General features: G+C 48.9%; 23 protein-coding genes and 1 riboswitch. Of the genes, 6 read left to right on the top strand and 17 right to left on the bottom strand.

Annotated features, from left to right (window positions below; all coding sequences use genetic code 11):
- Positions 1-70: 70 nt before the first annotated feature.
- Positions 71-252: riboswitch (cobalamin riboswitch) on the top strand.
- 176 nt (positions 253-428) lie between these two features.
- Genes BUA56_RS16010 through BUA56_RS15985 form a run of 6 tightly spaced genes read left to right on the top strand, consistent with a single transcriptional unit; the run spans position 429 to position 4,937 of the window.
- Positions 429-1,187, top strand: a complete 759-nt coding sequence (locus BUA56_RS16010; RefSeq protein WP_072853531.1) for an energy-coupling factor ABC transporter permease — start codon at positions 429-431, stop codon at positions 1,185-1,187.
- Positions 1,180-1,497 carry an energy-coupling factor ABC transporter substrate-binding protein gene (locus BUA56_RS16005; RefSeq protein ID WP_072853529.1) on the top strand — a complete coding sequence of 106 codons (318 nt, stop codon included), beginning with the start codon at positions 1,180-1,182 and terminating at the stop codon, positions 1,495-1,497. Before BUA56_RS16010 ends, BUA56_RS16005 begins: the two co-directional genes overlap by 8 nt.
- Positions 1,498-1,523: 26 nt before the next feature.
- On the top strand, positions 1,524-2,297 hold the full coding sequence (cbiQ, locus tag BUA56_RS16000; protein ID WP_072853527.1) for a cobalt ECF transporter T component CbiQ: 774 nt from the start codon (positions 1,524-1,526) through the stop codon (positions 2,295-2,297).
- Positions 2,294-3,964 (top strand): sirohydrochlorin cobaltochelatase, encoded by a 1,671-nt coding sequence (locus tag BUA56_RS24000; protein WP_072853525.1) that lies wholly within the window; start codon positions 2,294-2,296, stop codon positions 3,962-3,964. Before cbiQ ends, BUA56_RS24000 begins: the two co-directional genes overlap by 4 nt.
- A gap of 36 nt (positions 3,965-4,000) precedes the next feature.
- Positions 4,001-4,402: a DUF4430 domain-containing protein gene (locus tag BUA56_RS15990; RefSeq protein WP_072853614.1), complete on the top strand. Its 402-nt coding sequence runs from the start codon at positions 4,001-4,003 to the stop codon at positions 4,400-4,402.
- 16 nt (positions 4,403-4,418) lie between these two features.
- A complete protein-coding gene (locus tag BUA56_RS15985; protein ID WP_072853523.1) occupies positions 4,419-4,937 on the top strand; it encodes a hypothetical protein in 519 nt (172 codons plus the stop codon).
- Positions 4,938-5,253: 316 nt separating this feature from the next.
- On the opposite strand, the gene BUA56_RS15980 is transcribed toward BUA56_RS15985, so the two are convergent.
- The 17 genes from BUA56_RS15980 to BUA56_RS15900 all read right to left on the bottom strand — a co-directional run bounded on the left by BUA56_RS15980 (position 5,254) and on the right by BUA56_RS15900 (position 23,260).
- Positions 5,254-5,895 carry a precorrin-8X methylmutase gene (locus BUA56_RS15980; RefSeq protein WP_072853521.1) on the bottom strand — a complete coding sequence of 214 codons (642 nt, stop codon included), beginning with the start codon at positions 5,893-5,895 and terminating at the stop codon, positions 5,254-5,256.
- A gap of 17 nt (positions 5,896-5,912) precedes the next feature.
- The gene (locus BUA56_RS15975; protein ID WP_072853519.1) at positions 5,913-7,421 is read right to left on the bottom strand and encodes a cobyric acid synthase; all 1,509 of its coding nucleotides are present in this window, start codon (positions 7,419-7,421) and stop codon (positions 5,913-5,915) included.
- 23 nt (positions 7,422-7,444) lie between these two features.
- Complete coding sequence (cobD, locus tag BUA56_RS15970; protein WP_072853517.1) at positions 7,445-8,482, bottom strand: threonine-phosphate decarboxylase CobD; 1,038 nt, start codon at positions 8,480-8,482, stop codon at positions 7,445-7,447.
- 16 nt (positions 8,483-8,498) lie between these two features.
- On the bottom strand, positions 8,499-9,479 hold the full coding sequence (cbiB, locus tag BUA56_RS15965) for an adenosylcobinamide-phosphate synthase CbiB (RefSeq protein ID WP_072853514.1): 981 nt from the start codon (positions 9,477-9,479) through the stop codon (positions 8,499-8,501).
- Positions 9,480-9,502: 23 nt separating this feature from the next.
- Positions 9,503-10,102 (bottom strand): histidine phosphatase family protein, encoded by a 600-nt coding sequence (locus tag BUA56_RS15960; protein ID WP_072853512.1) that lies wholly within the window; start codon positions 10,100-10,102, stop codon positions 9,503-9,505.
- A complete protein-coding gene (locus tag BUA56_RS15955; protein ID WP_072853510.1) occupies positions 10,095-10,481 on the bottom strand; it encodes a bifunctional adenosylcobinamide kinase/adenosylcobinamide-phosphate guanylyltransferase in 387 nt (128 codons plus the stop codon). Before BUA56_RS15955 ends, BUA56_RS15960 begins: the two co-directional genes overlap by 8 nt.
- Positions 10,482-10,497: 16 nt before the next feature.
- Positions 10,498-11,274 (bottom strand): adenosylcobinamide-GDP ribazoletransferase, encoded by a 777-nt coding sequence (gene cobS, locus BUA56_RS15950; RefSeq protein WP_072853508.1) that lies wholly within the window; start codon positions 11,272-11,274, stop codon positions 10,498-10,500.
- On the bottom strand, positions 11,275-11,793 hold the full coding sequence (locus BUA56_RS15945; RefSeq protein WP_072853505.1) for a bifunctional adenosylcobinamide kinase/adenosylcobinamide-phosphate guanylyltransferase: 519 nt from the start codon (positions 11,791-11,793) through the stop codon (positions 11,275-11,277). It lies immediately after the preceding gene.
- A 12-nt stretch (positions 11,794-11,805) separates the two neighbouring features.
- Entirely contained in the window at positions 11,806-12,855 is a 1,050-nt protein-coding gene (gene cobT, locus BUA56_RS15940) for a nicotinate-nucleotide--dimethylbenzimidazole phosphoribosyltransferase (RefSeq protein ID WP_072853503.1), read from the bottom strand.
- Between the two features lie 23 nt (positions 12,856-12,878).
- On the bottom strand, positions 12,879-14,273 hold the full coding sequence (locus BUA56_RS15935) for a cobyrinic acid a,c-diamide synthase CobB (protein WP_072853501.1): 1,395 nt from the start codon (positions 14,271-14,273) through the stop codon (positions 12,879-12,881).
- Entirely contained in the window at positions 14,270-16,264 is a 1,995-nt protein-coding gene (cobK, locus tag BUA56_RS15930) for a precorrin-6A reductase (protein ID WP_072853499.1), read from the bottom strand. The genes BUA56_RS15935 and cobK overlap by 4 nt, the downstream gene beginning before the upstream one ends.
- Positions 16,257-16,988, bottom strand: a complete 732-nt coding sequence (cobJ, locus tag BUA56_RS15925; RefSeq protein ID WP_072853496.1) for a precorrin-3B C(17)-methyltransferase — start codon at positions 16,986-16,988, stop codon at positions 16,257-16,259. The genes cobK and cobJ overlap by 8 nt, the downstream gene beginning before the upstream one ends.
- Positions 16,981-18,087, bottom strand: coding sequence for a cobalt-precorrin 5A hydrolase (locus tag BUA56_RS15920; protein ID WP_072853494.1), 1,107 nt, complete (start codon positions 18,085-18,087; stop codon positions 16,981-16,983). Before BUA56_RS15920 ends, cobJ begins: the two co-directional genes overlap by 8 nt.
- Before the next feature lie 12 nt (positions 18,088-18,099).
- Positions 18,100-18,864: a precorrin-4 C(11)-methyltransferase gene (cobM, locus tag BUA56_RS15915; RefSeq protein WP_072853492.1), complete on the bottom strand. Its 765-nt coding sequence runs from the start codon at positions 18,862-18,864 to the stop codon at positions 18,100-18,102.
- Positions 18,865-18,882: 18 nt separating this feature from the next.
- Positions 18,883-19,566, bottom strand: a complete 684-nt coding sequence (gene cobI, locus BUA56_RS15910) for a precorrin-2 C(20)-methyltransferase (RefSeq protein WP_455428636.1) — start codon at positions 19,564-19,566, stop codon at positions 18,883-18,885.
- 14 nt (positions 19,567-19,580) lie between these two features.
- Positions 19,581-20,744, bottom strand: a complete 1,164-nt coding sequence (cbiD, locus tag BUA56_RS15905; RefSeq protein WP_072853488.1) for a cobalt-precorrin-5B (C(1))-methyltransferase CbiD — start codon at positions 20,742-20,744, stop codon at positions 19,581-19,583.
- A 206-nt stretch (positions 20,745-20,950) separates the two neighbouring features.
- The gene (locus BUA56_RS15900; RefSeq protein WP_072853486.1) at positions 20,951-23,260 is read right to left on the bottom strand and encodes a cell wall hydrolase; all 2,310 of its coding nucleotides are present in this window, start codon (positions 23,258-23,260) and stop codon (positions 20,951-20,953) included.
- Positions 23,261-23,410 lie beyond the last annotated feature (150 nt).

Below are 23,410 nucleotides of genomic sequence, written 5' to 3'. Positions count from 1 at the left end.
GTATAGAATGACAATAGGTCCGCAGATTTGACAATGCCAGATTCAGATCTGCGGTATGCGGAATATTCCGCTAAAATTGAGTGTGATATGGTCCTGAGCAATCAGGTTAATAGGAAAGTGAGTAAAAGCTCACACGGTCACGCCGCTGTATGGGACGAGTTGAATTTCATTTATGTCACTGGGATAACTGGGAAGGCGAAATTCAATGAAGACCCCCTAAGTCAGAAGACCTGCCTGTCACAAGCGATTTGCACTTTAGTTACGAACGATGGCTGAGTGTAAGAACGGTTCTTATCCGTCAGGGGCCACCCCTATCAAGACCGGAATCTGTTCTCAGACGCTCAGTAGTAGATACTACTGGGCTTTTCTTTTACTCTTGAACCACGTTACAGTAATGTCACAACAGCTTGAGAAAAGGAGAAAGAAAAATGACAAGTAAGCAAAAAAAAGTTGTAACACTGGCTGCTGCATTTGCCCTCTGCTTCGGTATCACACCGGTGGTAAGCGCTATGCACATTATGGAAGGTTATCTTCCGGCAACATTCTGTATTGCATGGGGAGTTATCTGTGTTCCCTTTGTAATTGCGGGATTCTTTTCCATTCGGAAGACTTTGAGGGAAAACAGAAGGGCCCTGACGATCCTGGCTATGTCCGGCGCTTTCGTGTTTGTTATCTCTTCCTTAAAGATTCCATCTGTTACCGGGAGCTGTTCCCATATGACCGGCACCGGCCTTGGCGCCATCCTGTTCGGACCTTCCGCAGTCAGCATTCTGGGGATCATTGTACTGCTCTTCCAGGCGATTCTGCTGGCCCACGGAGGACTCACCACACTGGGAGCCAATACATTTTCCATGGCAATTGCGGGACCTTTTGTCTCTTACGGCATCTATAAGCTCTGCCAGAAGTTAAATGTTAACCGGAAGGTGTCTATTTTCCTGGCCGCCTGCCTGGGTGATTTGTTTACATATTGCGTTACCAGTATTCAGCTGGCCGTAGCATATCCCTCTGAACAAGGCGGTATCGCTGCCTCCGCAGTAAAGTTCCTGGGTATTTTCGCGCCAACCCAGATGCCTCTCGCAGTGATCGAGGGAATTCTGACAGTAATCATTATGATTGGTCTGGAATCTTTTGCTCTGCCGGAGCTGAAGTCAATCGGATTTATCAAGGAGGGAAAAGCTCATGAGTAAAAACACAAAAACCGTTGTCATCCTGCTGATTGTAGCCGCGCTCATCGCCATTGTACCTTTGTTTGCATTAAAGGGCGCTGAGTTTGGAGGCTCCGACGATGCGGGAAGCCAGATGATTGAAGAGATCCACGGAGAATACGAGCCTTGGTTCACCCCTGTGCTGGAAAGCATGCTGGGCGGCGAGCTCCCCGGAGAAGTAGAAAGTCTTATCTTCTGCCTTCAGACCGGAATCGGCGTGGGCATCCTGTCCTTCTTTATGGGACGGTTTGTAGAGCGGAAAAAGCTGCAGAAGGAATTGGGCAGACAATAGCACACTGACGAGAAAGGAATTTTATCATGATTGTCATTGATAAGCTTTGCTATTATTCGAAATTACGGTACGTAAATGCAAGCGAAAAATTCATATACTCTATTATCACGCTGCTTTTCTGCGTTGTCAGCCGTTCGATTGCTGTGGCACTTCTGGTATTATTGGCAAATGGGATTCTCACTGTTAAGAAAGGGGGAATCCCACTTTCTCGTTATCGGAAACTTCTCATGATTCCCCTGGCATTTTTATTCTTAAGTACACTTGCCATTATCGTAAATATTTCCAGGACCCCTCTGGACGCCTTTGCTCTTTCCGTAGGGAGCTATTATATAACAGGAAGCCGGGCGTCTCTGGCATTTGCCGTGCAGCTCATAGCAACAGCTCTCGCCAGCGTCTCCTGTCTGTACTTTCTCTCTCTGAACACTCCTATGACAGACATTCTTCTGGTACTGCGGAAAATACACTGTCCGGAGCTGGTGATTGAGCTGATGATGCTGATCTACCGCTTTATCTTTGTTTTAATGGAGATATCCTCTGCCATCTCCACCTCCCAGGATTCCCGCCTGGGTAATAAAGACTATAAAACATCTCTGAAATCCTTCGGCGCATTGGCTTCCGTACTTCTTTTAAGGGCTATGAAAAAATCGAATGCCCTGTACGATGCCATGGAATCCAGATGCTATGACGGCAAACTCAGAGTTCTGAACGAAAATTATCCGCCGAAAGCCAACGAAATCATGTACATTGTACTGTTTGAATGTTTCCTGCTCGGCGTTACCATATGGAGATTACTTATATGAATGATATTATTCTGAAAGCAGAAGACCTGTACTTTTCTTATGACGATGAAAATACGCACTCTTTAAACGGACTCTCCCTTTCCATCAGACGCGGAAAGAAGGTAGCGTTTATGGGTGCCAACGGTTCCGGAAAGTCCACCTTCTTTCTGTGCTGCAATGGGATCAACCGCCCGGCAAAGGGGAAATTATACCTGGACGGAGAACCCTTTGATTATTCGCGGGAGGGGCTTTTAAAGCTCCGGAGCAAGGTGGGAATTATCTTTCAGGACCCGGACAATCAGCTTTTTTCCGCCAGTGTTTACCAGGAAATTTCTTTTGGGATTCTGAACCTCGGGGTTTCAGAGGAAGAAGCAAAAAAGGAAGTTGAGAATGTGATTGACTATCTGGAGATTACTCCGTTCCGGCACAAACCAACCCATGCGCTGAGCGGCGGCCAGAAAAAACAGGTGTCTATTGCTGATATTCTTGTGATGCACCCGGAAATCATTATTTTAGATGAGCCGGCAGCCGCCTTAGACCCCAGGCATACCACCATGGTAAATAAAATTGTAAATCAGCTGACAGAAAATGGAATCACCGTCCTAATGGCCACCCACGATGTAAATTATGCCCTGGAATGGGCCGATGAAATCGCCCTGTTTCACGAGGGGAAAGTGCTGATACATGGTTCTCCTCTGGAGGTCTTTACCAACCACACCGCACTGGCCATGACAAACCTGGAACAGCCGGCTGTACTGCAGCTGTTTGAGAGTCTGTGTAAGAAAGGAATCTTAAAACCCTCTCTTCCCCTTCCCAGAGATCTGAAAACCCTGGAAGGCTACATAGAAAATATAAATGAAAAAACATTTTACGGAGGAAGCCGCCTTATGAACCGCGAAACCAACAAAGCAATTTTAGTTGTCAGCTTCGGCACCAGCTATGAAGAGACAAGGAAAGTAACCATTGATGCCATTGAAGCCGACATTGCCCAAGCCTTCCCGGACCATAAAATTTACCGGGCATGGACCAGTAAAATGATACTGGCCAAGCTGGCCAAACGGGACAACCTTATAATTCCAAATGTAAAGGAAGCCATGGAACTTATGCGAAAGGACGGGATTACTGATGTTATTGTCCAGCCCACTCATGTGATTAACGGAATTGAAAACGACTTGATGAAGGAGGATGCGCTCTCCTATCAGGAAGATTTTCACTCCATCACTTTCGGCACTCCGCTCCTGACCGCAGAGGAAGATAACCTTGCAGTAATCCAGTCAATTGTGGACGAATTCTCTGCTCTTCCGGAAGATGAGGTGCTGGTTCTAATGGGGCACGGAACCACTCACTATTCCAACGCAATCTATGCGGCCCTGGACTATCAGTTTAAAGACCACGGATACAAAAACTTCTTTTTAGGCACCGTAGAAGCCTACCCTTCCATGGAAAGCCTTCTGCGCATGGTAAAAGAATACCAGCCCAAAAAGGTTGTGCTGGCTCCGTTTATGATTGTGGCAGGAGACCATGCCAGAAATGATATGGCAAGCGATGATCCTGATTCCTGGCGCTGTCAGTTTGAGAAAGCCGGCTTTGCAGTCTCCTCTGTCCTGAAAGGCCTTGGAGAATACCCAGGAATCCGCCGGCTCTTTATCCGCCATGTGAAGGATGCCATTGCTCTGCAGACGTTATAGAACAGATATACGAAGGATAGGAAGGAAGGTATGTTTATGACTGAAAAAAAGAAGCCGAATAAAGCGCAGATACTGACGGCTGCCATCACCCTGCTGGTACTTATAGGCGCGCTGTTTATGCTGAGCAGTTCTATGAAGCCTAAGACTTCCCAGGGAAGCAAGGAAATTACAGTAGAGGTTGTCCACAAGGACGGAAGCTCCAAAGAGTTTGTCTACCACACAGATAAAGAATATCTGGGTGAAGTGATTACAGAAGAAAAACTTGTGGAAGGGGAAGACGGACAATATGGACTCTTTATCACAGCAGCTGACGGAGAGTCCGTAGAGGGCACAGACTGGTGGTGTATCACCAAGGACGGGGAAATGCTGAACACTTCCGCGGATCAGACTCCCATAGAAGACGGGGAGCACTACGAACTTACTTATACTGCCGGCTAGACAGGAGATGATTTTTATGAGTACAAAAGTTAAAGATATGGTAATCCTGGCCTTCCTCACAGCAATACTCCTGGTGGGCCAGGTGGGAATGGCTTTTCTTCATAATATAGAAGTAGTCTCTCTCCTTATCATCATCTATACCCTTCTCTTCAGGAAAAAGGTATTTTATATTATCTACATCTTTGCGTTTTTAGAAGGTATGATATATGGCTTTGGAATCTGGTGGTTTATGTACCTCTACGTCTGGACCATCCTGGCAGTGATCACCATGATCTGCTCTAAAAACGACTCCCCGGTCATGTGGTCCATCATCTCAGGCGCCTTCGGCCTGGGATTCGGATTCCTCTGCTCTTTCCCCTACTTCGTCATCTCCGGCGTTGGGGGCGGAATCGCATACTGGATCAGCGGAATCCCCTCAGACATTCTCCACTGCGTGGGAAATGTAGTCATTACCTTGCTGCTGTTTAAGCCGGTGTATGGAGTTTTGTCCAAACTGACGTCCAGGTATTATCAGAGGGCGGTTACGCATTCTTAATAAAGCGTACAAAACGGACGGATATAAAAGGGAGGAGGGGGACTGGGGCATGGGCAGGTCAGCTCGAGGCTCCGCTCCCCTCAGCTAAGTCCTACCAGCTGCTAAGCTCGTCAGGAGAGCCTTCCTCGCAAATCAGCTGGTGGACTGGATCTTCGGCTCACTCCGCTTAACCTCCCCGACCTGCCCATGCCCCAGTCCCCCTCCTCCCTTCCATATCCTGGTATCGGCTCACTTTACATTTATTTGGAATGGGGTAATGGTCGTATCCCTAGAGCCACCCTCCGGCACGGACTCTCTCTCACCGTCCCCCTCCTATCTACTCCCTGGAATTATCGATCATATACAGCAATGCATTGCAGATGCAGGCAGCAATATTACTTCCCCCCTTGCGGCCTTTGGCCACGATGTAAGGCACATCTGTCTCCATGATCAATTCTTTTGACTGAACTACATTTACAAATCCCACGGGAACTCCAATGATCAGTTTGGGGTGGATCTTTCCCTCCTGAATCAATTCATAAAGCCTTACCAGCGCAGTAGGCGCGTTTCCGATGGCAAAGATGAATTCTTCTTCCATAGACGCAGCTTTATCCATACTTGCAGTTGCTCTGGTGGATCCGCTTTTTTTAGCAATCTCAGCAATGTCTTCATCAGACATAAAGCAATAGACATTGCCGCCGTATTTATGCAAGGCCTTTTTGTTGATACCGGCTTTGGCCATCTGGGTATCCGTGACAATGCTGGCCCCTCTTTTAACAGCCTCTATGGCAGCTTCTACCGCTCCGTCAGAAAAGCAGAGATTTCGGGCATAATCGAAGTCTGCACTGGTGTGGATACACCGCTTTACGATCAGCTCAGTGCCGGGGAGCAGAGGCGTATCTCCTAGTTCCTCTGTAATTATCTCAAAGCTTCTGTTTTCTATCTCCTTAGGCAATACATTTTCCAGTTCTATTTTCATACGTTCTCCTCTCCTTTTTATATACCAGCTTCTAAAATCTCATATATTTTCTTCATATCCAGATGTTTTCTCAGCTCTGCCGCAAGAATGTCATACTGGGTTTCTTTAAATGCCTGAAAATCAATACTGGTCATTTCCTCCACATCAATTCCTTTTATGGCTCCAATTGCCCGGATAATTTTTCCGGCCACCTCTTCCCTGTCAAAGATCCCGTGCACATAAGAGCCGTAGACATTGTCTTTGCAGGCGCCGTCAGACTTTGTTACATGGCTGACCCCATCCGTGATCTCATTCATGGATACCGCGCCCTCCTTCAGGACACTCTCTCCCATATGAATCTCATAGCCCTCCAGTTTGGTCCCTTCCAGAAGCTTTAACGCCCCTCCCATATGTCTGAAGGTGCCCGTCACTCGGGTTCTGGTCTTTGCCTGCTCAAAAATCGTATCCATAGGGAGAAGGCCCATTCCTTTAATCTCTCCCCCTGCTTCTACGTGATGGGGATCGGAAAGGGTTTCTCCCAGCATCTGATATCCCCCGCAGACTCCATAGATTATCTTTCCTTTTGCCGCTTCTTTCAGGATCAATGCCTCCAGACCTGTCTGGCGCATCCACAGAAGATCTTCCATAGTATTCTTGGTTCCCGGCAGTATAATCATATCCGGCTGTTTCAGCTCATGAGGGTGCTTCACATATCTGAGGGAAACTCCAGGTATACTCTCCAGAGGGTTAAAATCAGTAAAGTTAGAGATTCTGGGAAGGCGGATTACTGCAATATCAATGACCCCGACTTCCCGGGGCGCTTCAAACCGCTCCGTGAGGCTGTCCTCGTCTTCTACCTCAATATTCAGATAGGGGGCCACACCTACAACCGGAACGCCTGTTTTCTCTTCCAATATCTTCAGACCCGGATCCAGAATAGTCTTATCGCCTCTGAATTTGTTCACAATTGTGCCTTTTACTATTTTTCTCTCATCCTCATCCAGAAGCATAATAGTTCCAATCAGCTGGGCAAATACGCCGCCTCTGTCAATGTCCCCCACTAAAAGCACGGGAGCTTTGGCCTGCTTTGCCATGCCCATATTAACGATATCCTCTTCCTTCAGATTGATTTCCGCAGGACTTCCGGCACCTTCAATGACAATAATATCATTCTTCTCTGCTAATGCATGGTAGGCTTTCATAACTTCAGGTATCAGTTTCTTTTTATAAGCAAAATAGTCTCTTGCACTCATAGTGCCAAGAACCTCTCCGTTGACGATCACCTGGGATCCTACATCATTGGTAGGCTTTAGAAGTATCGGGTTCATAAGAACAGATGGCTTGATTCCCGCCGCTTCCGCCTGCATTACCTGAGCTCTCCCCATCTCCAGTCCTTCCTCTGTGATAAAGGAGTTCAGCGCCATATTCTGTGACTTAAAAGGTGCTACTTTATATCCGTCCTGGGTGAAAATACGGCAGAGTCCCGCTGTAAGCAGGCTTTTTCCGGCATTGGACATGGTACCCTGAATCATAATTGCTTTTGCCATAATATATCCCTCTTTTCTCTGTATTACAGTACTTTTTCAAATGCCCTCATAAGGGTCAGATTTTCTTCATGGGTTCGGACGGCAATCCGGTAATAGCCCCTGGCCAGTCCATAGTAATTGCCGCAGTCCCGGATTAATAACCCCTCCTGCAGGCAGAGTTCCTGAAGGTTTTCAGGTCCCTTGAAAAAGATATAATTAGCCTGGGAGTCGTATACCTGAAGCCCCGCCTCACGCATTTTCTCCTTAAGGAACCCGCGCTCCCTGTGAATCAGTTCTGTGGCTCTGTCCACATATTCTTTTTCTTTTAAAGCAGCGATTCCGGCTGCCTGAGCCAGGGTGGAAACATTCCAGGGCTGGGTGACCTCCTTCATCTTCTCCAACAGGTCCCGGCTGCTGCACAGTCCATAGCCCAGCCGTATTCCTGCCATGGCATACCGTTTTGTAAAGGCTTTCAGGATGAACAGATCCGTCCGTTTTTCCAGGGAAGGCTTTTGGGTATACTTTCCAGGGCTGCATACAAAGTCCAGAAAGCATTCATCCAGCACCAGAAAAACTCCGTGGCTGCGGCAGGCATCCATCACCTGCTCCAGTCTCTCAGGCTCTGTGAGAATCCCTGTGGGATTATTGGGATTGCACAGAAATAAAATATCTATGGTATCGTCTATAGCCTGCAAAAGCGCCTGATCCACGGCAAACCCGTCCTCCTCTCTGCCTGCAGCATGAAGCACCTGGCATCCCACACTTTCCAGAGCCTGCTCGTACTCCGCAAAGGTAGGGGCTGGCAGAAGTGCCCTCTTAGGTTTCAGGGCCAGCACCAGAGAAAAAATCAGATCTGCAGCTCCATTTCCGCAGATGATCCAGTCCGCCGGCACTTCTTCATAGGCGGACAATGCGTCTCTTAGCTTCTGGCATCTTACATCAGGATAATGGTACACCTGCTCCATACTTTCGGTGACCGCCCGCTTTACGCTGTCAGGAGTCCCCAGTGGATTACAGTTTGCCGAAAAATCAATTACGTTTTGATGACGGTACACATCCCCGCCGTGTATATGTTTCTTCATATGTATTCTCCCGGTTCTATACGATTTGAAGTGCAATCTGAAGCATCAGCCGAATCAGTCCGAAAAACAGCACGCCAATTCCCGCACTGGCATAGAGCAGATTGTTGGCATAACGGATATCTTCATACTGAATCTTACGGATGCGGTCCCCAATCGTTGGTTTCTGATAAAGCTTTCCGAAATAATAGGCATCGCCGGCCAGCTGCACCCCAAGTGCACCGGCCATCACTGCCTCTGTCTGGGCAGAATTGGGACTTGCGTGATTCCGCCTGTCTCTTCTGTAAATCCGTGCTGCGTTCCTGCTGTCCATCTTCAGAAAAAAGCTGGCCGCCACCATAAGCCATGCGGATATTCTGGCAGGTACAAAATTGGCGGCATCATCTAATTTTGCAGGCAGTCTTCCAAAGTTGAGATATTTATCGTTTTTATATCCCACCATAGAATCCATAGTGTTAATGGCCTTGTACAGAAACATCAGAGGAGCGCCCCCCAGGGCCATATAAAACAGCGGAGCAATAACTCCGTCCGAGGTATTTTCCGCAATGGTCTCCACAGCTGCCTTTGTCACACCCTCTTCGTCAAGACTCTTGGTATCCCGTCCCACAATCATTGAAACGGCATATCTGGCCCCCTCCAGGTTTCCCGCCTTCAGCTGCTCGTATACCTTCATGCTCTCCGCCTTCAGGGACTTTGCAGCCAGAAGCTGATAACACATAAAGGTTTCCAAAAGTACCCCCAGCCAAGTACGCCAATGGTAGGCAAACCACAGAATTAATCCGGGAATTCCCGCGCTGAACAGGCAGATAATCAGGATAAGAAAGAAACCGCCCGCCCGCTCTCCCCCTGGAGTTTTGGGAAATATGCGCCTGAGTCCTTTTTCCGTCAGTGCAATTCCATTCCCGATAATTCTGACCGGATGGTATAAAAACGGAGGGTCTCCCACGATCAAATCTATAAAAAAGCCCAAAACCAGGGCAAATATTGTCCACTTCAGCATCTTAATAAAGTCCTCTCCTGTATTTATTCTGCAAGCTTTTTCACCACATGCAGTTCCTGTACTCTTTCATTCCATTCTTCTGCGGAGGTCCTCACCTGGTATCCCCCGCCGTTTCCCACCTGCCAGTCATAGTACCCTTGATGGGGAACGGCATATGCATCCAAAATGCTCATGATAGTCCCTCCGTGAACCACCAAAGCCCCGGAGTGCAGTCCTTCCCTGAGGCAGTATTCCACACAGCGGGAAAATCCTCTTTGACAACGCTCCATGAAGGCTTCCCTGCTCTCGCCACCCGGAAAAGGCAGGGTGCCATTGCTGTCAATCCACTCCTGGTATTTGTCATTTCCCGAGAGTTCTTTGTAGTTTTTGTTTTCAAACTCTCCGAAATCACACTCTGCCAGCTCCTCCAGTGTATGAACTGGGGTATCCGGATAACAGAGTGCCGCAGTCTGCACACACCGCTTCAAAGGGCTGGTAAAAACAGTCTGTACCTGGGGATAATATCTGCGTTTCAGCAGGGCAATCCCATCTTTTGTAAGGGGTTCATCGGTCCTTTTTCCTATATAGCGCCCCAGGGTATTCCCATAGGTAATGGAGTGACGTACAAGAAATAAATCAAGCATCTTTGATCACCGTTCCAATGCCGCAGACTACCCGGTGTACCGAATCGGCAGACCGGGCAATCCGGGTGCATATCCTTCCTGTGGCCTCCCTGTATTCTCTGTCAAAAGAATCTACAGGCACCACGCCGTACCCCAGCTCGTTTGAAATGATAAGGATCTGAGGATTTTCTTTTTCCAGCCGGCCGGCCAGATTCGTTAAATCTCTATTCTCCCGCAGCATCCGCCTAATCCATTCGTGAAAATGAAAAATTCCACGGCAGCGGAACAATTCTTCGTAAGAACAGACACTGCCGTCAGCCATATCTCTCGCTTCCAGCCCAAATCTGCTGCGCACATACTCCTTTTTTCCCTGGAACATGCCCCCGATAATTAAAATCATACCTGTATCTCCTTTGTTATGCCATTTTTCTCAGCAGAATCTCTCCTGCCACCACACAGAGTGCCATCACCAATTCGCATATCTGAAGGAAAAAGCCCGCCAGATCTCCAGTGATTCCCCCGAATTGCTTCATGGACATACGATAGTAAAAAACGAATGCTGCCATTCCTCCTATGGCCGCACAGGCACCCAGCAGGGGCTGATACAGGCACATAAGGAGAATCGTAAGAAGTCCCCAAGCCACGGTGGTAATGCGAACCGTCTGTTTCTGGGCACCATCCGAAAAAGTTGCCGCCAGACCAGTGTTCTTCGCCATAGGAAATGCCGCAATGGACAGTCCGCTGAAACACCTGGACAGAACAAAACTGAGGCATACCACAGGAAGCCCCTGTAAGGTCAGCTCACTGTAAATGCCGAAATAAAGCAGAAAGTAAGTAATTCCTATTATAATAGCAAAGGCACCTGCATGGGAGTCCTTCAGAATCTCCAGCTTTCTCTCTCTTTCCTGATAGGAGGACAGGGCATCCGAGGTATCCAGAAGTCCGTCCAGATGGATCCCCCCTGTCACTGCCACAGGAATCAGCAGAAGGATTACGGTATAGAAGATATGGCTTTCTGCCAGATTCCTCCCCCAGACGCCCCAAAGCCAGGTAAGCCCTCCGATGACCAGCCCCACAGCGGGGAAAAAGCACATGGTATATCTCATATTCTCTTTCGTCCAGTCACTTTTTGGCATGGGAATCTTTGAGTACATGGCAAAAGCTATTTTAAAACTATTCCAAATCTGTTTCATTTAATTCTCCTTCAGTACGAGAGGGATACCGTATACCACTTCCACTACTCTTGCGGCGACTCTTCCGAGTGCCTGATTGATCTCTCCCAGATACTTTTGATATCTTTCTGTCTCTTCCTCATAGGGGATGCCGTCGGAGAAAATCTCATTGGTTACAATGCACAGCTCTTTTGCCTGACGATCCAGGGCAAAGATGCCTTCCAGGACAGCGGGCACCGTATCTTTCCCGGCACCTCCTTCCTGGTACATCTCATTGGCCACCAGGTTCGACATACACTCTAAAAGAACATAAGAATCCTTCGGCACGGTGAGCTCTTTCAGGTTAATATACCGTTCAATGGTAGTAAAATGCTTTTCCCGGCGCATGTTTCTGTGGCGCTCTATCCTCCTGTGGCTTTCTTCATCAAAGGGATACATGGTAGCGATATAGATTCGCTCTCCCTCGCCAAAGGACAGCAGGGTATCTTCTGCGTATGCTGATTTTCCGCTTCCGCTTCCACCGGTAATTAATGTAATCATACCCTTCTCCTTTTAGCTCAGTGGTTTGTATTCCTCAATCTCTATGTCGCTGAACGTACTCATCCCCTGATAGACCGCAGCCGCCATCTCTAAAACAGGGAATAAAGCTACTGCCCCTGTTCCTTCGCCCAGGCACATATCACAGTGCAGGCAGGGAGACTGGTCCAGCGCCTCCAGAATCATATGGGCCGCAGGCTCTTTGGAGACATGAGAAGATATCATATAGCCTTTTGCCAGGGGAGCCAGCCGGCAGGCCAGAAGGGCGCTTACCGCTGATATGAATCCGTCAATGACCACAGGGACATGATAGGCTGCCCCTCCCAGGAACATACCTGCAATCCCCGCAATATCAAAGCCTCCCACCTTTGCCAGCACATCAATGGGATCTTCTCTGTCTGGTTTATGAAGGGCAATCGCCTTTTTGATCGTTGCTATCTTCTTTTCCAGTCCGGCGCTTGTCAGTCCGGCCCCTTTGCCTGTGACCGCTTCTGCCGGCTGCCCCAGAAGAACCGCCGCCACTGCACTGCTTGTTGTCGTGTTGCCTATTCCCATCTCGCCGGTGGCAATGATCTTGTAGCCTTTGTCTTTTAGCTCCTTTACCATTGCGATTCCGGTCTCCAGACCCCGGATGGCTTCTTCCCTCGTCATAGCCGGCTCCACAGCCATATTTTTGGTCCCATAGGCGATTTTACGGTTTATGATATTGGTATCCACGGCAACTCCGATGTCTACCGGGAAAATATCGGCTCCGGCATTCTTGCACATAATAGCCGCAGAGGTTTCACAGGTTAAAAAGTTCTCCGCCACAATGGCAGTAACCTCCTGTCCGGTCTGTGTGACCCCCTCTGCCACCACCCCATTGTCCGCGCACATAGGCACAAGGGCTTTCTTTGAAAGATCAATTTCCTGGCTTCCTGTGATTCCGGCAATCTGCACCAGCAGAGATTCCAGCTTACCCAGGCTGTACAAAGGTTTTGCGATACTGTCCCAGCGCTTCCGGCTGATTTTCATAGCTTCCTCGTCGAGCGGACCGATACATTTCAGCGTTTCCTCTAAATTCATTTTCTTTTCCTTCTTTCCCATTGTTAGACGTTTGACTGGCTTTGCGGTGCATAGCGGCTGCACTCCTGCAAAAAAGCCTTCGCAATCTGAGGCTTGCCGTAATAGTACAGATGCGGAAAGCCTGCCAGCATATGTTCTCTTCCATACATACAGTTCCAGCTCCTGCGTCCCACAGGCTTTCTGGCCAGAAAATCTCCCCCGCAGGCAGTGGAGTCGAAATAGTGAAATTCATGGGCCGGAATCTGCTCCAAGGGCTCCCCAAATACGGTTCCTCCCCCGGAAGATACGTAGATATAGCCGAAACGGTTTAATTGCGGCGTACGGTATGCACGCCCCGGAATGATACCCGTCATGCGGTGGGCACATCCCTCCATATCCTCCATAGTTTCATGAAGATACATAAATCCGCCGCACTCCGCGATCACGGGAATCCCGTTTCCAAACTCCCGGCGGATACTCTCCAGCATCCCTGTGTTGGCCGCCAAAGCTTCAGCGTAGAGTTCCGGATAGCCCCCGTATAAGAGAAGTCCCTGAATCCCTTCCGGTAGCCTGCTGTCTTGCAGGGGGGAGAAATAAACAAGCTCCGCTCCCATCTTTTTCAGAAGACGCAGATTATCCTCATAGATAAAGCAAAAGGCCTCATCTCTTGCAACACCAATTTTAACAGGCCTGTCCAGGGTAAATCCATAGTCCGGGGAGAAAGCCTCCGGACTGGAAGCAGAGATATCTTCCGCTGTCTCTGCCAGCGCAAGCAGTGCTTCCATATCAATTGTTTTTTCTAGAATTTCTGCCAGCTGCCCCAGCTTTTCCTGGAGCTGTTCCACCTCATCCGGCAGAACCAGTCCAAGGTGGCGGCTTTCAATGGCACACTCTTTCACATTGGGCACATAGCCCAGTACTTTCACCGGAAGCGTCTCCTCAATCAATTCCTTCACCCTGGGATACAGCATGGGGGACATCTGATTCAAAATAATGCCGCGGATACCGCTGTTTTCTTTAAATTCGAGAAAGCCCTGAATATAAGGAAGTATGGATACGCTCATTCCCTTACAGTTTACAACAAACACCACCGGGGTTTTGGTAACAGCGGCAAGTTCATACGCGCTGGCCTGTGATGTGGTGCCTCCGATTCCGTCATAATACCCCATAACCCCTTCCATCACAGCAATATCCTGTTGCATGCAGTTTATTTCCAGGAGATGTCTGACAATCTCAGGAGGCGTAAAGAACGTATCCAGATTCCGGGATTTGGCCCGTATCACCTTGCTGTGAAACATGGGATCAATATAATCAGGACCGCACTTAAAAGATGCCACCTGCAGTCCACGGTTCTTTAATGCCTTCAGAATCCCGCAGGTCAGGAGGGTTTTCCCGCTGCCGCTTGCTCCTGCCGCTATAAGAAATCTGGGGATTTTCATCCTTCGTCCACCTCTTTTCCTGTACAGGAGATAATAGTAATAGGGTTTTCTCCCATCATCATATGATATCGTCCCACCGTCTTGGATTTGCTGATGGATACAGATACGATATCGACATCAGTCACCGGCAGTTCCTTCATACAGTTTACTGTCTCTGCTACGGTTTCCAGAGCGATGCAGTTCACTACGATCCGGATTTCGGGGTTCTTATTCAGAAGAAGCTGCAGGATCTCTTTCATATTTCCGGAAGAGCCTCCGATAAACGCATGTGTGGGGGGGTCCAGATCCTCCAAAGCCTCCGGCGCCAGACCGGGGATTACTGTAAGATTATCCGCCCCAAACACTTTCTTATTTTCTTCCAAAAGTGCTGCGGCCTCCGGCTTCTTCTCCACGGCATAGACTCTGCCCTCCCGGGCCATAAGCGCCATTTCAATAGAGACGGAGCCTGTCCCGGCGCCTACGTCATAACAGACAGCGTCCTTTTTCAGACGCAGCTTGGACAGTGAAATACTGCGCACCTCTTCTTTTGTCATGGGAACCTTCCCCCTGACAAATGCCCCGTCACTGATTCCATGTGTCACCGGAAGCTCTTTGGCCCCGGGATTTTCTATGTATATTACACTCAGCGGATTCCCCTGGTATCCCAGGAAATCAGCCGGCTTTCCTTTCTGTATCTTTTCCTCCGGATAGGACAGCATTTCTCCCAGGTAAATAGAAACATCTTCCATATGATATTCCATTAATTTTTCAGCCAGGCGGGATACCCCGTCTCCGGTGCCCAGGATAGCAAAAAAGCGGGGATTGCTTCGAATTCCCTGTATGAGGTTATACGCTCTGCCGTGGGCACTTGCAATCTTAACATCCTCCCACGGCTTTTGGATTCTGGACATAAAATATACCAGACTGGAGATTCCGCAGTACAGTTCTACCTGGAATTCTTTCAGCTCTTCCAGAAGCCTTCTGCAGCCGCTGTAAAACCCCACATCTCCTGACAGGACAACCGCGGCGCGCTCATATTCCGGGTGTTCTCTCAGGTACTCCCGAATCCTTTTGGCGTCGTATTCACAATAAACGTCCTGTCCCGGCTGTGCCGCTGCTTTTGCCATACGCCCGGCTCCTATGATTACCTCAGCCTTCCTGCACGCTTCTCTGCCTCCCACAGTCATGGTATTCTCATCCCCCATGCCGATGCCTACCAGGGCGACCTCTGTCTTTCCCGACAGACCGAATTCACCTGCAAGATATCTTTTGCACTCCAGAAGGGACAGGCCCTTTTCCTGAAGAGGCCTGCCGACGATTACCAGCTCACAGCCGCAGGCTTTTGCCGCCTCGCACTTTTCTAAAAACCCTCCGGTACTCCCGGATTCTTTGGTGACCAGATACCTGCAGTCCAGCTGCCGTATCATTGCCTCATTGAGTTCCCTGGAAAACGGTCCCTGCATACAGATCAGATGCTTTCCCTCAAATCCCATCTCTGCACAGGCCGCAGTTACTTTGGGAAGAGAGAGAACCCTGGCATAGACCCTTTCTCTGTAATCCGAAAGACGGGTGAATTTACCGATTTCCTTGCTGCCTGTGGTGACCAGGATCCCCCCCTTTGTATGCTCCAGATAGTCCACGGCCTCCTCAATCGAGTCCACATAGACTGCATGCTCTACAGCTGTGCCGTCATCCGGGCCGGCGCTCTCTCTGAGCAGACGAACGTAGGGCACCTCAGCCTTTTGGCAGGCGCTCTTAATATTGCGCGTCACCTCAGCAGCGTATGGATGCGTGGCATCGATCACAAATCTGGGAGATTCCTTTTTTATAAGCCCGCACATCTGCTCTTCCTTCAGACGCTCATGGGAAACCCTGACATACTCATTTTGAGGCAGAAGACTCTCACCATACTCTGTGGCCACGCACACATACCCCGAGATATGGTGCCGGCTGACATATTCTGCAATTTTTCTTCCTTCTGTTGTCCCTCCAAAAATAAGAACGTCACACATTCCGGTATCCTCTGGGCGTTACCATTTTTCCGTTAATCACTTTTGTCTGGGAATTGCCGATGAAAACCGTTGTAAACATATCAACAGGCGTATCCCTCAGTTCTTTTAATGTCATAACCTTAAAAGCTTCTCCGTCTCTCCCGATATTTCCCACAATGCCGCACACGGTATCCTCTGATTTATACTGCATCATAAGGTCACATGCCTTGGCCAGGTAATCGCAGCGCTTTTTGCTGGAGGGATTGTACAGGCAGATCACAAAATCAGCTTTGGAAGCTCCCAGCAGTCTTCCCTCAATCTTTTCCCACGGTGTAAGAAGATCACTTAAGCTAATGAGGCAGAAGTCGTGAATCAGGGGAGCGCCCAGCACAGCCCCTCCCCCTGTGGCAGCCGTCACTCCCGGAATCACAGACAGCTCTACCTCAGGATAGCTGACTCCCACTTCATACATAAGACCCGACATACCGTATACCCCGGCATCTCCGCTGCAGATCATGGAGACCGTTTTTCCTTTTTTTGCTTCCTCGAACGCCATCACACAGCGGTCTACCTCTTTTTTCATTGGTGTTGTCATAAACTCTTTTCCTGGAAAATGTTCTTTTACCAGATCCACATATACGGTATATCCTATGATTACATCGCTTTCTTTCAGGGCATTGGCTGCCTTAATGGTCATCTGTTCATACTCGCCGGGCCCAATGCCCACTACATATAATTTATTCAAATTCCACACTCCATTTCTTCATGGCTAACGCAACCGTTACCCCATTTTCTGCATGTTTTCTTACTATCAGTCTTCCGTCTTCGCTTCCCTTCACCGCACTTCTCTCACAGACATTGTCCAGCCCTGTAATGGATTCTACGAATTCAGATTTAGTAAATTTTCCTTCTACCTGAGCCAATTCCTCTTTGGTGTATGTGATAAAGGGAAGGTTTCTCTCCCGGCAGTACTCCAGGATCCCCGGCTCATCTTTTTTCAGGTCAATGCTGACCACCTGCTCCATGGCAACGGTTGGAATCAGCTGCTCATCACAGGCCTTTCGCACTGCATTTTGTATCTCCTCTTTTGCAGTGTCTTTTCTGCAGCCAAGCCCCAGGGTAATGACCCTGGGAACCAGGTACAGAGTATGTACAAACGGATGCTCCAGGTAACTGCTGGTAATCGCAATCCCAAGCTCCGGCCGCTCCTCATCTTCATGGGCTATCTTAAGGCCTTCCGGCAGTTCCCCAATCCAGGGAAAATCACTGTAAAATCCAACTTCCTTTCCTGCTACCAGTGCCGCCGATACATCCTTGGCCAGCCCCATGTCAGAAATATAAAAGCCATTCCTCTTTGCAAATACATCCACCGCAAACTTCTCATTGATATCAGTTGCTGTCGTGATCACAGGTTTTGCGCCTGTGATTCTGCTCACATCCAGCGTAAGCGCATTGGCGCCGCCGATATGCCCTGACAGGAGTGAGATGGCATAATTTCCCTGCTCGTCCACCACAACCACAGCGGGATCCTTTTTCTTATCCTTGACATAAGGCGCAATGGCTCTTACTGCTATCCCGCAGGCCCCGATAAAGATCAGGGCATCAGAATTCTGAAACCGCAGACTGGTCCATGCACCGATGGATTCATCCACTGGTTTGGCAAACTGCTTTACATTGCGTATTGTCTTCGCGTCAATATCCAGCTGGGATTCATCTAAAACCATCTTTGTATACTTACTTTTTGTGTAGGTGGTTACTTCATGCCCTTCCTTTATAAGTCCTGCGTGGAGAGCTTCCCCCAGAGCATAGCCGGACCGGCTGAAGCTGATAACTGCTATCTTCATATTTTCCTCCGCTTATTTGGTATCTGTACCCTGACGGAATTCAGTGGTGAATCCCGGATCATATAATTTGGAACGCTCATAGTGATTATGGGCTACCGCATCGCCGATAATCATTAAAGCTGTTTTCGTAATATGATTTTCTTTTGCTGTCTTATCCAGCGTTCCCACGGTACATACAAAGGCCTTTTCATCTTCCCAGGTTGCCTTGTACACAATGGCCGCAGGCGTATCCTCGGTATACCCGCCCTCAATCAGACGGGCGCTCAGTTCCTTTAACATCCCGGTACTTAGAAATACGACCATAGTTGCCTGGTGGGCGGCAAATGACTCAATGCTCTCTTTTGGAGGTACAGGCGTCCTTCCCGCCATCCTGGTGATGATGACGCTCTGAGACACATCCGGCAGCGTATACTCCAGATTCAGGGCAGAGGCTGCCCCGCAGAAGGAACTCACTCCCGGGCAGGAGTCATATGCAATATTTTCCTCATCCAGCACATCCATCTGCTCCCGGATGGCGCCATAGAGACAGGGATCTCCTGTGTGCAGACGCACAGTGATTTTTCCTTCTTTTTCCCCGCTGCGCATCACATCCAGGACCTCTTCCAGAGTCATCCTGGCACTGTTGTATACCCTGCATCCTTCTTTGGCATACTCCAGCAGCTGTGGATTTACCAGCGAACCGGCATAGATAATTACATCCGCTTCCTCTAAATATTTCTTTCCTCTTACAGTAATCAAATCCGGGGCACCAGAGCCCGCTCCAACAAAATGTATCATATCTTCTCCTTTGTATGTTTATTCTTTAATAATAGTCAGGGAATAATATCCTGCATTCTCAGGAATCTCTTCAATGGTATGGTATATTTTTTCATTTTCCATCCCGCAGTTTTCTATCATCACTCCCTGTGCTCCCATGGACAGAAGCTGCTCCTTGACCTCTCCCAGCTTTTTCCCGGCCTTCATAAGTACCTTCGTGCCCGGAAGCTTCAGCGCTTCTTCAATCTGATAAGAGGCAGGTATCACATGGAGGGGTTCTGCCTTTTCCACCAGCCCCATATTCATTCTGGCAGCAACGGCGCAAAAGGAGGTGATTCCGCTGACAATCTCTACCTCATAGCCCCAGCTTTGAATCTTCTTGTGCACATAGAGATAGGTGGAATACACGGTGGGATCTCCCAGGGTCAAAAAGGCAACCTGCTTTCCTTCCTGCAGAATCGCTTCAATGCTTCTGGCACCGTTTTCATGATTTTCCTCCAGCTGCCTGGGATCCTTTGTCATGGGCATAGGTACGGGAAGCAGCTCTTTTAGAGCGATCTCTGGCCAGGCCCCCTTCACAATCTGGTAGGCCACACTTTCCTCCGCCGCCGTACCCGGTACCGCTATCACATCACACTCTTTCACCAGCCGCAGCGCTTTTAAAGTAAGCAGCTCCGGGTCTCCCGGTCCAACCCCAATTCCATAAAGCTTTCCTTGCATCATAATATCTCCTTTGTCTATGTAATATTTTGTTGTTCTCTCAGTTTATCCAGCAAATCCGGAACACGGGATGTATTTCCCAGATACCCATATGTGTTAGAAAACAGAATTGCCCCTGTCTCCAGCTGTCCGTAAGCTCTGTGATTCAAGTAGTATTCCACTCTCTCCAGAACCTCCTCCATGGTCTTTTCCACAAGGCCTTCCCTCTGCAGAATCCCAAGGGCTTCGTCTGTAGTTCCTGTCTGCAATAGCTCTTTTGCCATCTCAAGGGAAGCGCCCGCCCGTACCGCATTTGCCGCCATGATCTCGGCCCTTCCGTCCGCAGACCGGGAATGGGTATTCATTATGCCGGCTGCCACTTTAATAAATTTGCCGATATGAGAAATAAAAAGAATTCCCTTTGCTTCCATGCCAATAGCCATATCAATGGTTTCCCCAACATAATTGCTGCACTTGATATTCTGGGAGAAGTCCAGTTCCATATGTTCCTTCAGGTAGGCGGCGCCGTAATTGCCGGGAGTCACCAGAAGATACCTTCCCCCGTTTTCAACCCGCATGTGCATCTCAATCTCTATGCTTTTAATCAGCGCCGCCTCACTCATTGGTTCCACAATTCCTGAAGTGCCTAAGATGGAGATCCCTCCCTGGATTCCAAGTCTTGGGTTAAACGTCCGTTTTCCAATCTTCTCTCCTTCCGGTGTCCAGATCGTCACCTTCAGGCCGCCCTCGTAGTTTTCTTCCTCTATCACCTGTTCCACTTCCCTGGCAATCATACGCCTGGGCACCCGGTTAATGGCGGCAGCTCCCACGGGCTGTTCCAGCCCTTTCCTGGTAATCCTTCCCACACCGATGCCCCCGTCAATGACAACCCCGGGTTCTCTGCGTTTTTCCACAGTTGCATAAATATGCATCCCGTCTGTGGCATCGGGATCATCCCCCGCATACTTCTGCACGCAGCATTCTGCCTTTTCTTTATTCCAGCGGATATCCATAAGAAGCAGATGCAGAAGGATTCCTTTTGGCGTCATCAGATCCGCTTCCTCCACCTGTTCCTGAGACAAAAGCATCCTGGCCGCCCCCTTTGCCGCAGCGGCGGCACAGGACCCTGTCGTATAACCATACCGCATTTTCTTGTTATTCTTCACGATATAGAAGTCTTCCAAACCATTTTTATGTTCCATACACAACTCCTTTTGACCGCAGCGGTCCGTTCAAAAAAGAAAAAAGAGTCCGCCGCAAAATGGCAACGAACTCCTACCTGTCCCACAAAAGCCCGGTTGCCGCAGGCATTTTTTGTGTGTCAGGATAGCCTAGTATCTGGCTTTCACAGTAACGGACTTGCGCAGGACTTCCACCTGCTTCCTCTGCTATCCTGCATTCAGTTTTCTTATTTTTCTACCCATTTATTAAAGAAAATATGCCCTTTGTATTTATCTGAAGACGGGGATAAATACAATACATCACATTTTTTCTCATCAAGTCCCAGGTTTTCAAATGCCTTTGGGGTCATAAAATATAAATAGTCAAATTCTGTTTTCCCTGAGGGAAGTGTAACCCCGTTAATCAGGCGCTTGCCTTTCCCTTCTTTATACAGCTTGTACGTCGACATTGCGTTTCGCACCGCTGTTCTGGTATTCGACAGATAGGGATTGGGAATAGCGTTCAGATTCTTCAGATATTTTGTGAGAACCCCTGTTCTGGCAGGTTCGAACTGCTTTCTCTGATAGACAACCGTCCGCAGGTCATTGGGAAAAGCACTGCTGTTCATACGGTTTAAAATCACCATAACAACCGCCGACATTCCGGAGATTCCCTGGTCTCCGGCCTCCGCGTATGCAATCGCTGTGAGGAAATCCTCGTCGGAGACCTGAGGATCTGTGGCATAGCTGGCCTCTACCTTATAAATCTTTCCGTTAGAATCTCTTATCTCAATATATCCGCCGGATTCCACTACTTTGCTGCCGATACCGGCAGCGTCAAAGCTGTATTTGACCCCTCCGATCGTGAGAATACAGTTTACCGCCATGGCTCCGTTATCCCTCAGATAGTAGTTGCCTACCCAGCGTCCGGCGGCCATTGCCCCGCTTCCATCCATGTAATACCAGATGCCGCCTATTTTCTGCCAGCCTGTAAGCATGGCTCCGTTTCCGTTAAAGAAATACCAATGACTGCCGATGATATTCCATCCGGAAACCATGGCTCCGCTTCCGTTCAGATAATACCAGGTTTTCCCAAGCTGAATCCATCCCGTAACCATAGCCCCGGAACGGTCCATATAGTACCATTTGCCCTTTACATAGGTCCAGCCGACAGCCATGGACCCGTTTCCGTTCAAATAATACCATTTATTCCCTATAAAATTCCAGCCCGTAGCCATAGACCCGCTGGCATTCAGGTAATACCAGGTATTCCCAAGCTTCTGCCAGCCGGTAGTCATAGCCCCGGAACGGTCCATGTAATACCATTTGCCCCGTACATAGGTCCAGCCGACAGCCATAGCTCCGCTGCTGTCCAGGTAATACCAGGTTTTCCCAAGCTGCAGCCAGTCAGTGGCCATAGTCCCGTCTTCTCTGAGATAGTACCAGGTATTCCCCACCTGCTGCCAGCCTTTGACCATAAATCCATTGCTGTCATAGTAGTACCACGCACCCTTTTCCAGGTACCATCCCGTGACCAGAGCGCCGCTGCTGCTCAGAATATACGTGTGATTTCCCTGCACCAGCTTCCCGGTCTGCATCACACCATCCGCATTCAGATAGAACCACTGCTTCCCCACAAGCGTCCAGCCGGCAGCCATAACTCCGGAGGAATGAAAATAATACCACTGGTTTCCCAGCAGCTTCCAGCCCGTGGCCATAGAACCGCTGCTGTTCAGATAATACCATTGGCTCCCCAGCTTTTTCCAGCCTGTGGCCATAGTCCCGTCCGGCTCCAGGTAATACCATACGTTCCCCAGCTTCTGCCACCCTGTGAGCATAACGCCTGAGGAATTAAAATAATACCATTTCTGTTCTATGTACACCCATCCGGTCATCATCCAGCCATCTGTATCAAAATAATAGATGTTTCCGTCGATTTCCTTAAAAGCTGATTTGGGATAGCTTCCGTCATATTCCCTGAACCACCATTTGCCGGACTGAAGGATCCACTTTCCCTTACCGTAATCGCGAATCCAGGCTCCGTCATCTCCTACATACCAGCTTCCAACCCACTGGTTCACAGCCATAGTACCATCTTCCAGAAGATAATAATTTCCTGCCCACTGGCTAACAGCCATGGCTCCGTCCGAAAGAAAGTAATACCACCTGTCCTCCAGGAGAACCCAGCCTGTTTTCATCCACCCGTCTGCATCAAAATAATAGGTCTTTGTTCCGATTTCATAGAGTCCGTCTGCCGGATATGTGCCATCCGCATACCGGTACCACCACTTTGTACCCTGTGCGGAAGTTTCCTGACTCACCCATCCTTCACTGGCTGTCCGCATGTCTCCAGTCTCTGTCTGTACTTCTTCCGTAGGATTTTCTTCCGCAGGAATCTCTTCTCCGGACGGGTCTGTTTCTGCTTCTGCCGGTTCTGCATTCTCCAGAATATCCGCAAATTGTCCTGCCTCCAGCTGCTCCCCCCGGGCAGTGACAGGTGCGCACATACTGAAGGTCAGCAGATATAGTAAGGCCTGTACTTTCAAGTCTCGTTTCATGCTGTACCCCTTTTTCTTATGTCATTCTTTGTCCGATCATGCTGCTTAGACTTATCCATTATATAATTTTATTCGGTAAAAGTCAATCGGAAGGAACTGGGGGCAGTGTCCCAAAAACGCGAAAAAAGATGGCTGTATGCAGCACATAAA

The sequence above is a fragment of the Lactonifactor longoviformis DSM 17459 genome, assembly GCF_900129135.1.
Taxonomy (GTDB): domain Bacteria; phylum Bacillota; class Clostridia; order Lachnospirales; family Lachnospiraceae; genus Lactonifactor; species Lactonifactor longoviformis.
Note: the sequence above shows the minus strand (reverse complement) of the source record. Positions and strands in the feature narration are given on the sequence as shown.

What these genes read in the sequence shown, in the direction of transcription:
- BUA56_RS16010 (WP_072853531.1), top strand. Translation starts at nt 429, where the DNA reads ATGACAAGTAAGCAAAAAAAAGTTGTAACACTGGCTGCTGCATTTGCC.
- BUA56_RS16005 (WP_072853529.1), top strand. Translation starts at nt 1,180, where the DNA reads ATGAGTAAAAACACAAAAACCGTTGTCATCCTGCTGATTGTAGCCGCG.
- cbiQ (WP_072853527.1), top strand. Translation starts at nt 1,524, where the DNA reads ATGATTGTCATTGATAAGCTTTGCTATTATTCGAAATTACGGTACGTA.
- BUA56_RS24000 (WP_072853525.1), top strand. Translation starts at nt 2,294, where the DNA reads ATGAATGATATTATTCTGAAAGCAGAAGACCTGTACTTTTCTTATGAC.
- BUA56_RS15990 (WP_072853614.1), top strand. Translation starts at nt 4,001, where the DNA reads ATGACTGAAAAAAAGAAGCCGAATAAAGCGCAGATACTGACGGCTGCC.
- BUA56_RS15985 (WP_072853523.1), top strand. Translation starts at nt 4,419, where the DNA reads ATGAGTACAAAAGTTAAAGATATGGTAATCCTGGCCTTCCTCACAGCA.
- BUA56_RS15980 (WP_072853521.1), bottom strand. Translation starts at nt 5,895, where the DNA reads ATGAAAATAGAACTGGAAAATGTATTGCCTAAGGAGATAGAAAACAGA.
- BUA56_RS15975 (WP_072853519.1), bottom strand. Translation starts at nt 7,421, where the DNA reads ATGGCAAAAGCAATTATGATTCAGGGTACCATGTCCAATGCCGGAAAA.
- cobD (WP_072853517.1), bottom strand. Translation starts at nt 8,482, where the DNA reads ATGAAGAAACATATACACGGCGGGGATGTGTACCGTCATCAAAACGTA.
- cbiB (WP_072853514.1), bottom strand. Translation starts at nt 9,479, where the DNA reads ATGCTGAAGTGGACAATATTTGCCCTGGTTTTGGGCTTTTTTATAGAT.
- BUA56_RS15960 (WP_072853512.1), bottom strand. Translation starts at nt 10,102, where the DNA reads ATGCTTGATTTATTTCTTGTACGTCACTCCATTACCTATGGGAATACC.
- BUA56_RS15955 (WP_072853510.1), bottom strand. Translation starts at nt 10,481, where the DNA reads ATGATTTTAATTATCGGGGGCATGTTCCAGGGAAAAAAGGAGTATGTG.
- cobS (WP_072853508.1), bottom strand. Translation starts at nt 11,274, where the DNA reads ATGAAACAGATTTGGAATAGTTTTAAAATAGCTTTTGCCATGTACTCA.
- BUA56_RS15945 (WP_072853505.1), bottom strand. Translation starts at nt 11,793, where the DNA reads ATGATTACATTAATTACCGGTGGAAGCGGAAGCGGAAAATCAGCATAC.
- cobT (WP_072853503.1), bottom strand. Translation starts at nt 12,855, where the DNA reads ATGAATTTAGAGGAAACGCTGAAATGTATCGGTCCGCTCGACGAGGAA.
- BUA56_RS15935 (WP_072853501.1), bottom strand. Translation starts at nt 14,273, where the DNA reads ATGAAAATCCCCAGATTTCTTATAGCGGCAGGAGCAAGCGGCAGCGGG.
- cobK (WP_072853499.1), bottom strand. Translation starts at nt 16,264, where the DNA reads ATGTGTGACGTTCTTATTTTTGGAGGGACAACAGAAGGAAGAAAAATT.
- BUA56_RS15920 (WP_072853494.1), bottom strand. Translation starts at nt 18,087, where the DNA reads ATGAAGATAGCAGTTATCAGCTTCAGCCGGTCCGGCTATGCTCTGGGG.
- cobM (WP_072853492.1), bottom strand. Translation starts at nt 18,864, where the DNA reads ATGATACATTTTGTTGGAGCGGGCTCTGGTGCCCCGGATTTGATTACT.
- cobI (WP_455428636.1), bottom strand. Translation starts at nt 19,566, where the DNA reads ATGATGCAAGGAAAGCTTTATGGAATTGGGGTTGGACCGGGAGACCCG.
- cbiD (WP_072853488.1), bottom strand. Translation starts at nt 20,744, where the DNA reads ATGGAACATAAAAATGGTTTGGAAGACTTCTATATCGTGAAGAATAAC.
- BUA56_RS15900 (WP_072853486.1), bottom strand. Translation starts at nt 23,260, where the DNA reads ATGAAACGAGACTTGAAAGTACAGGCCTTACTATATCTGCTGACCTTC.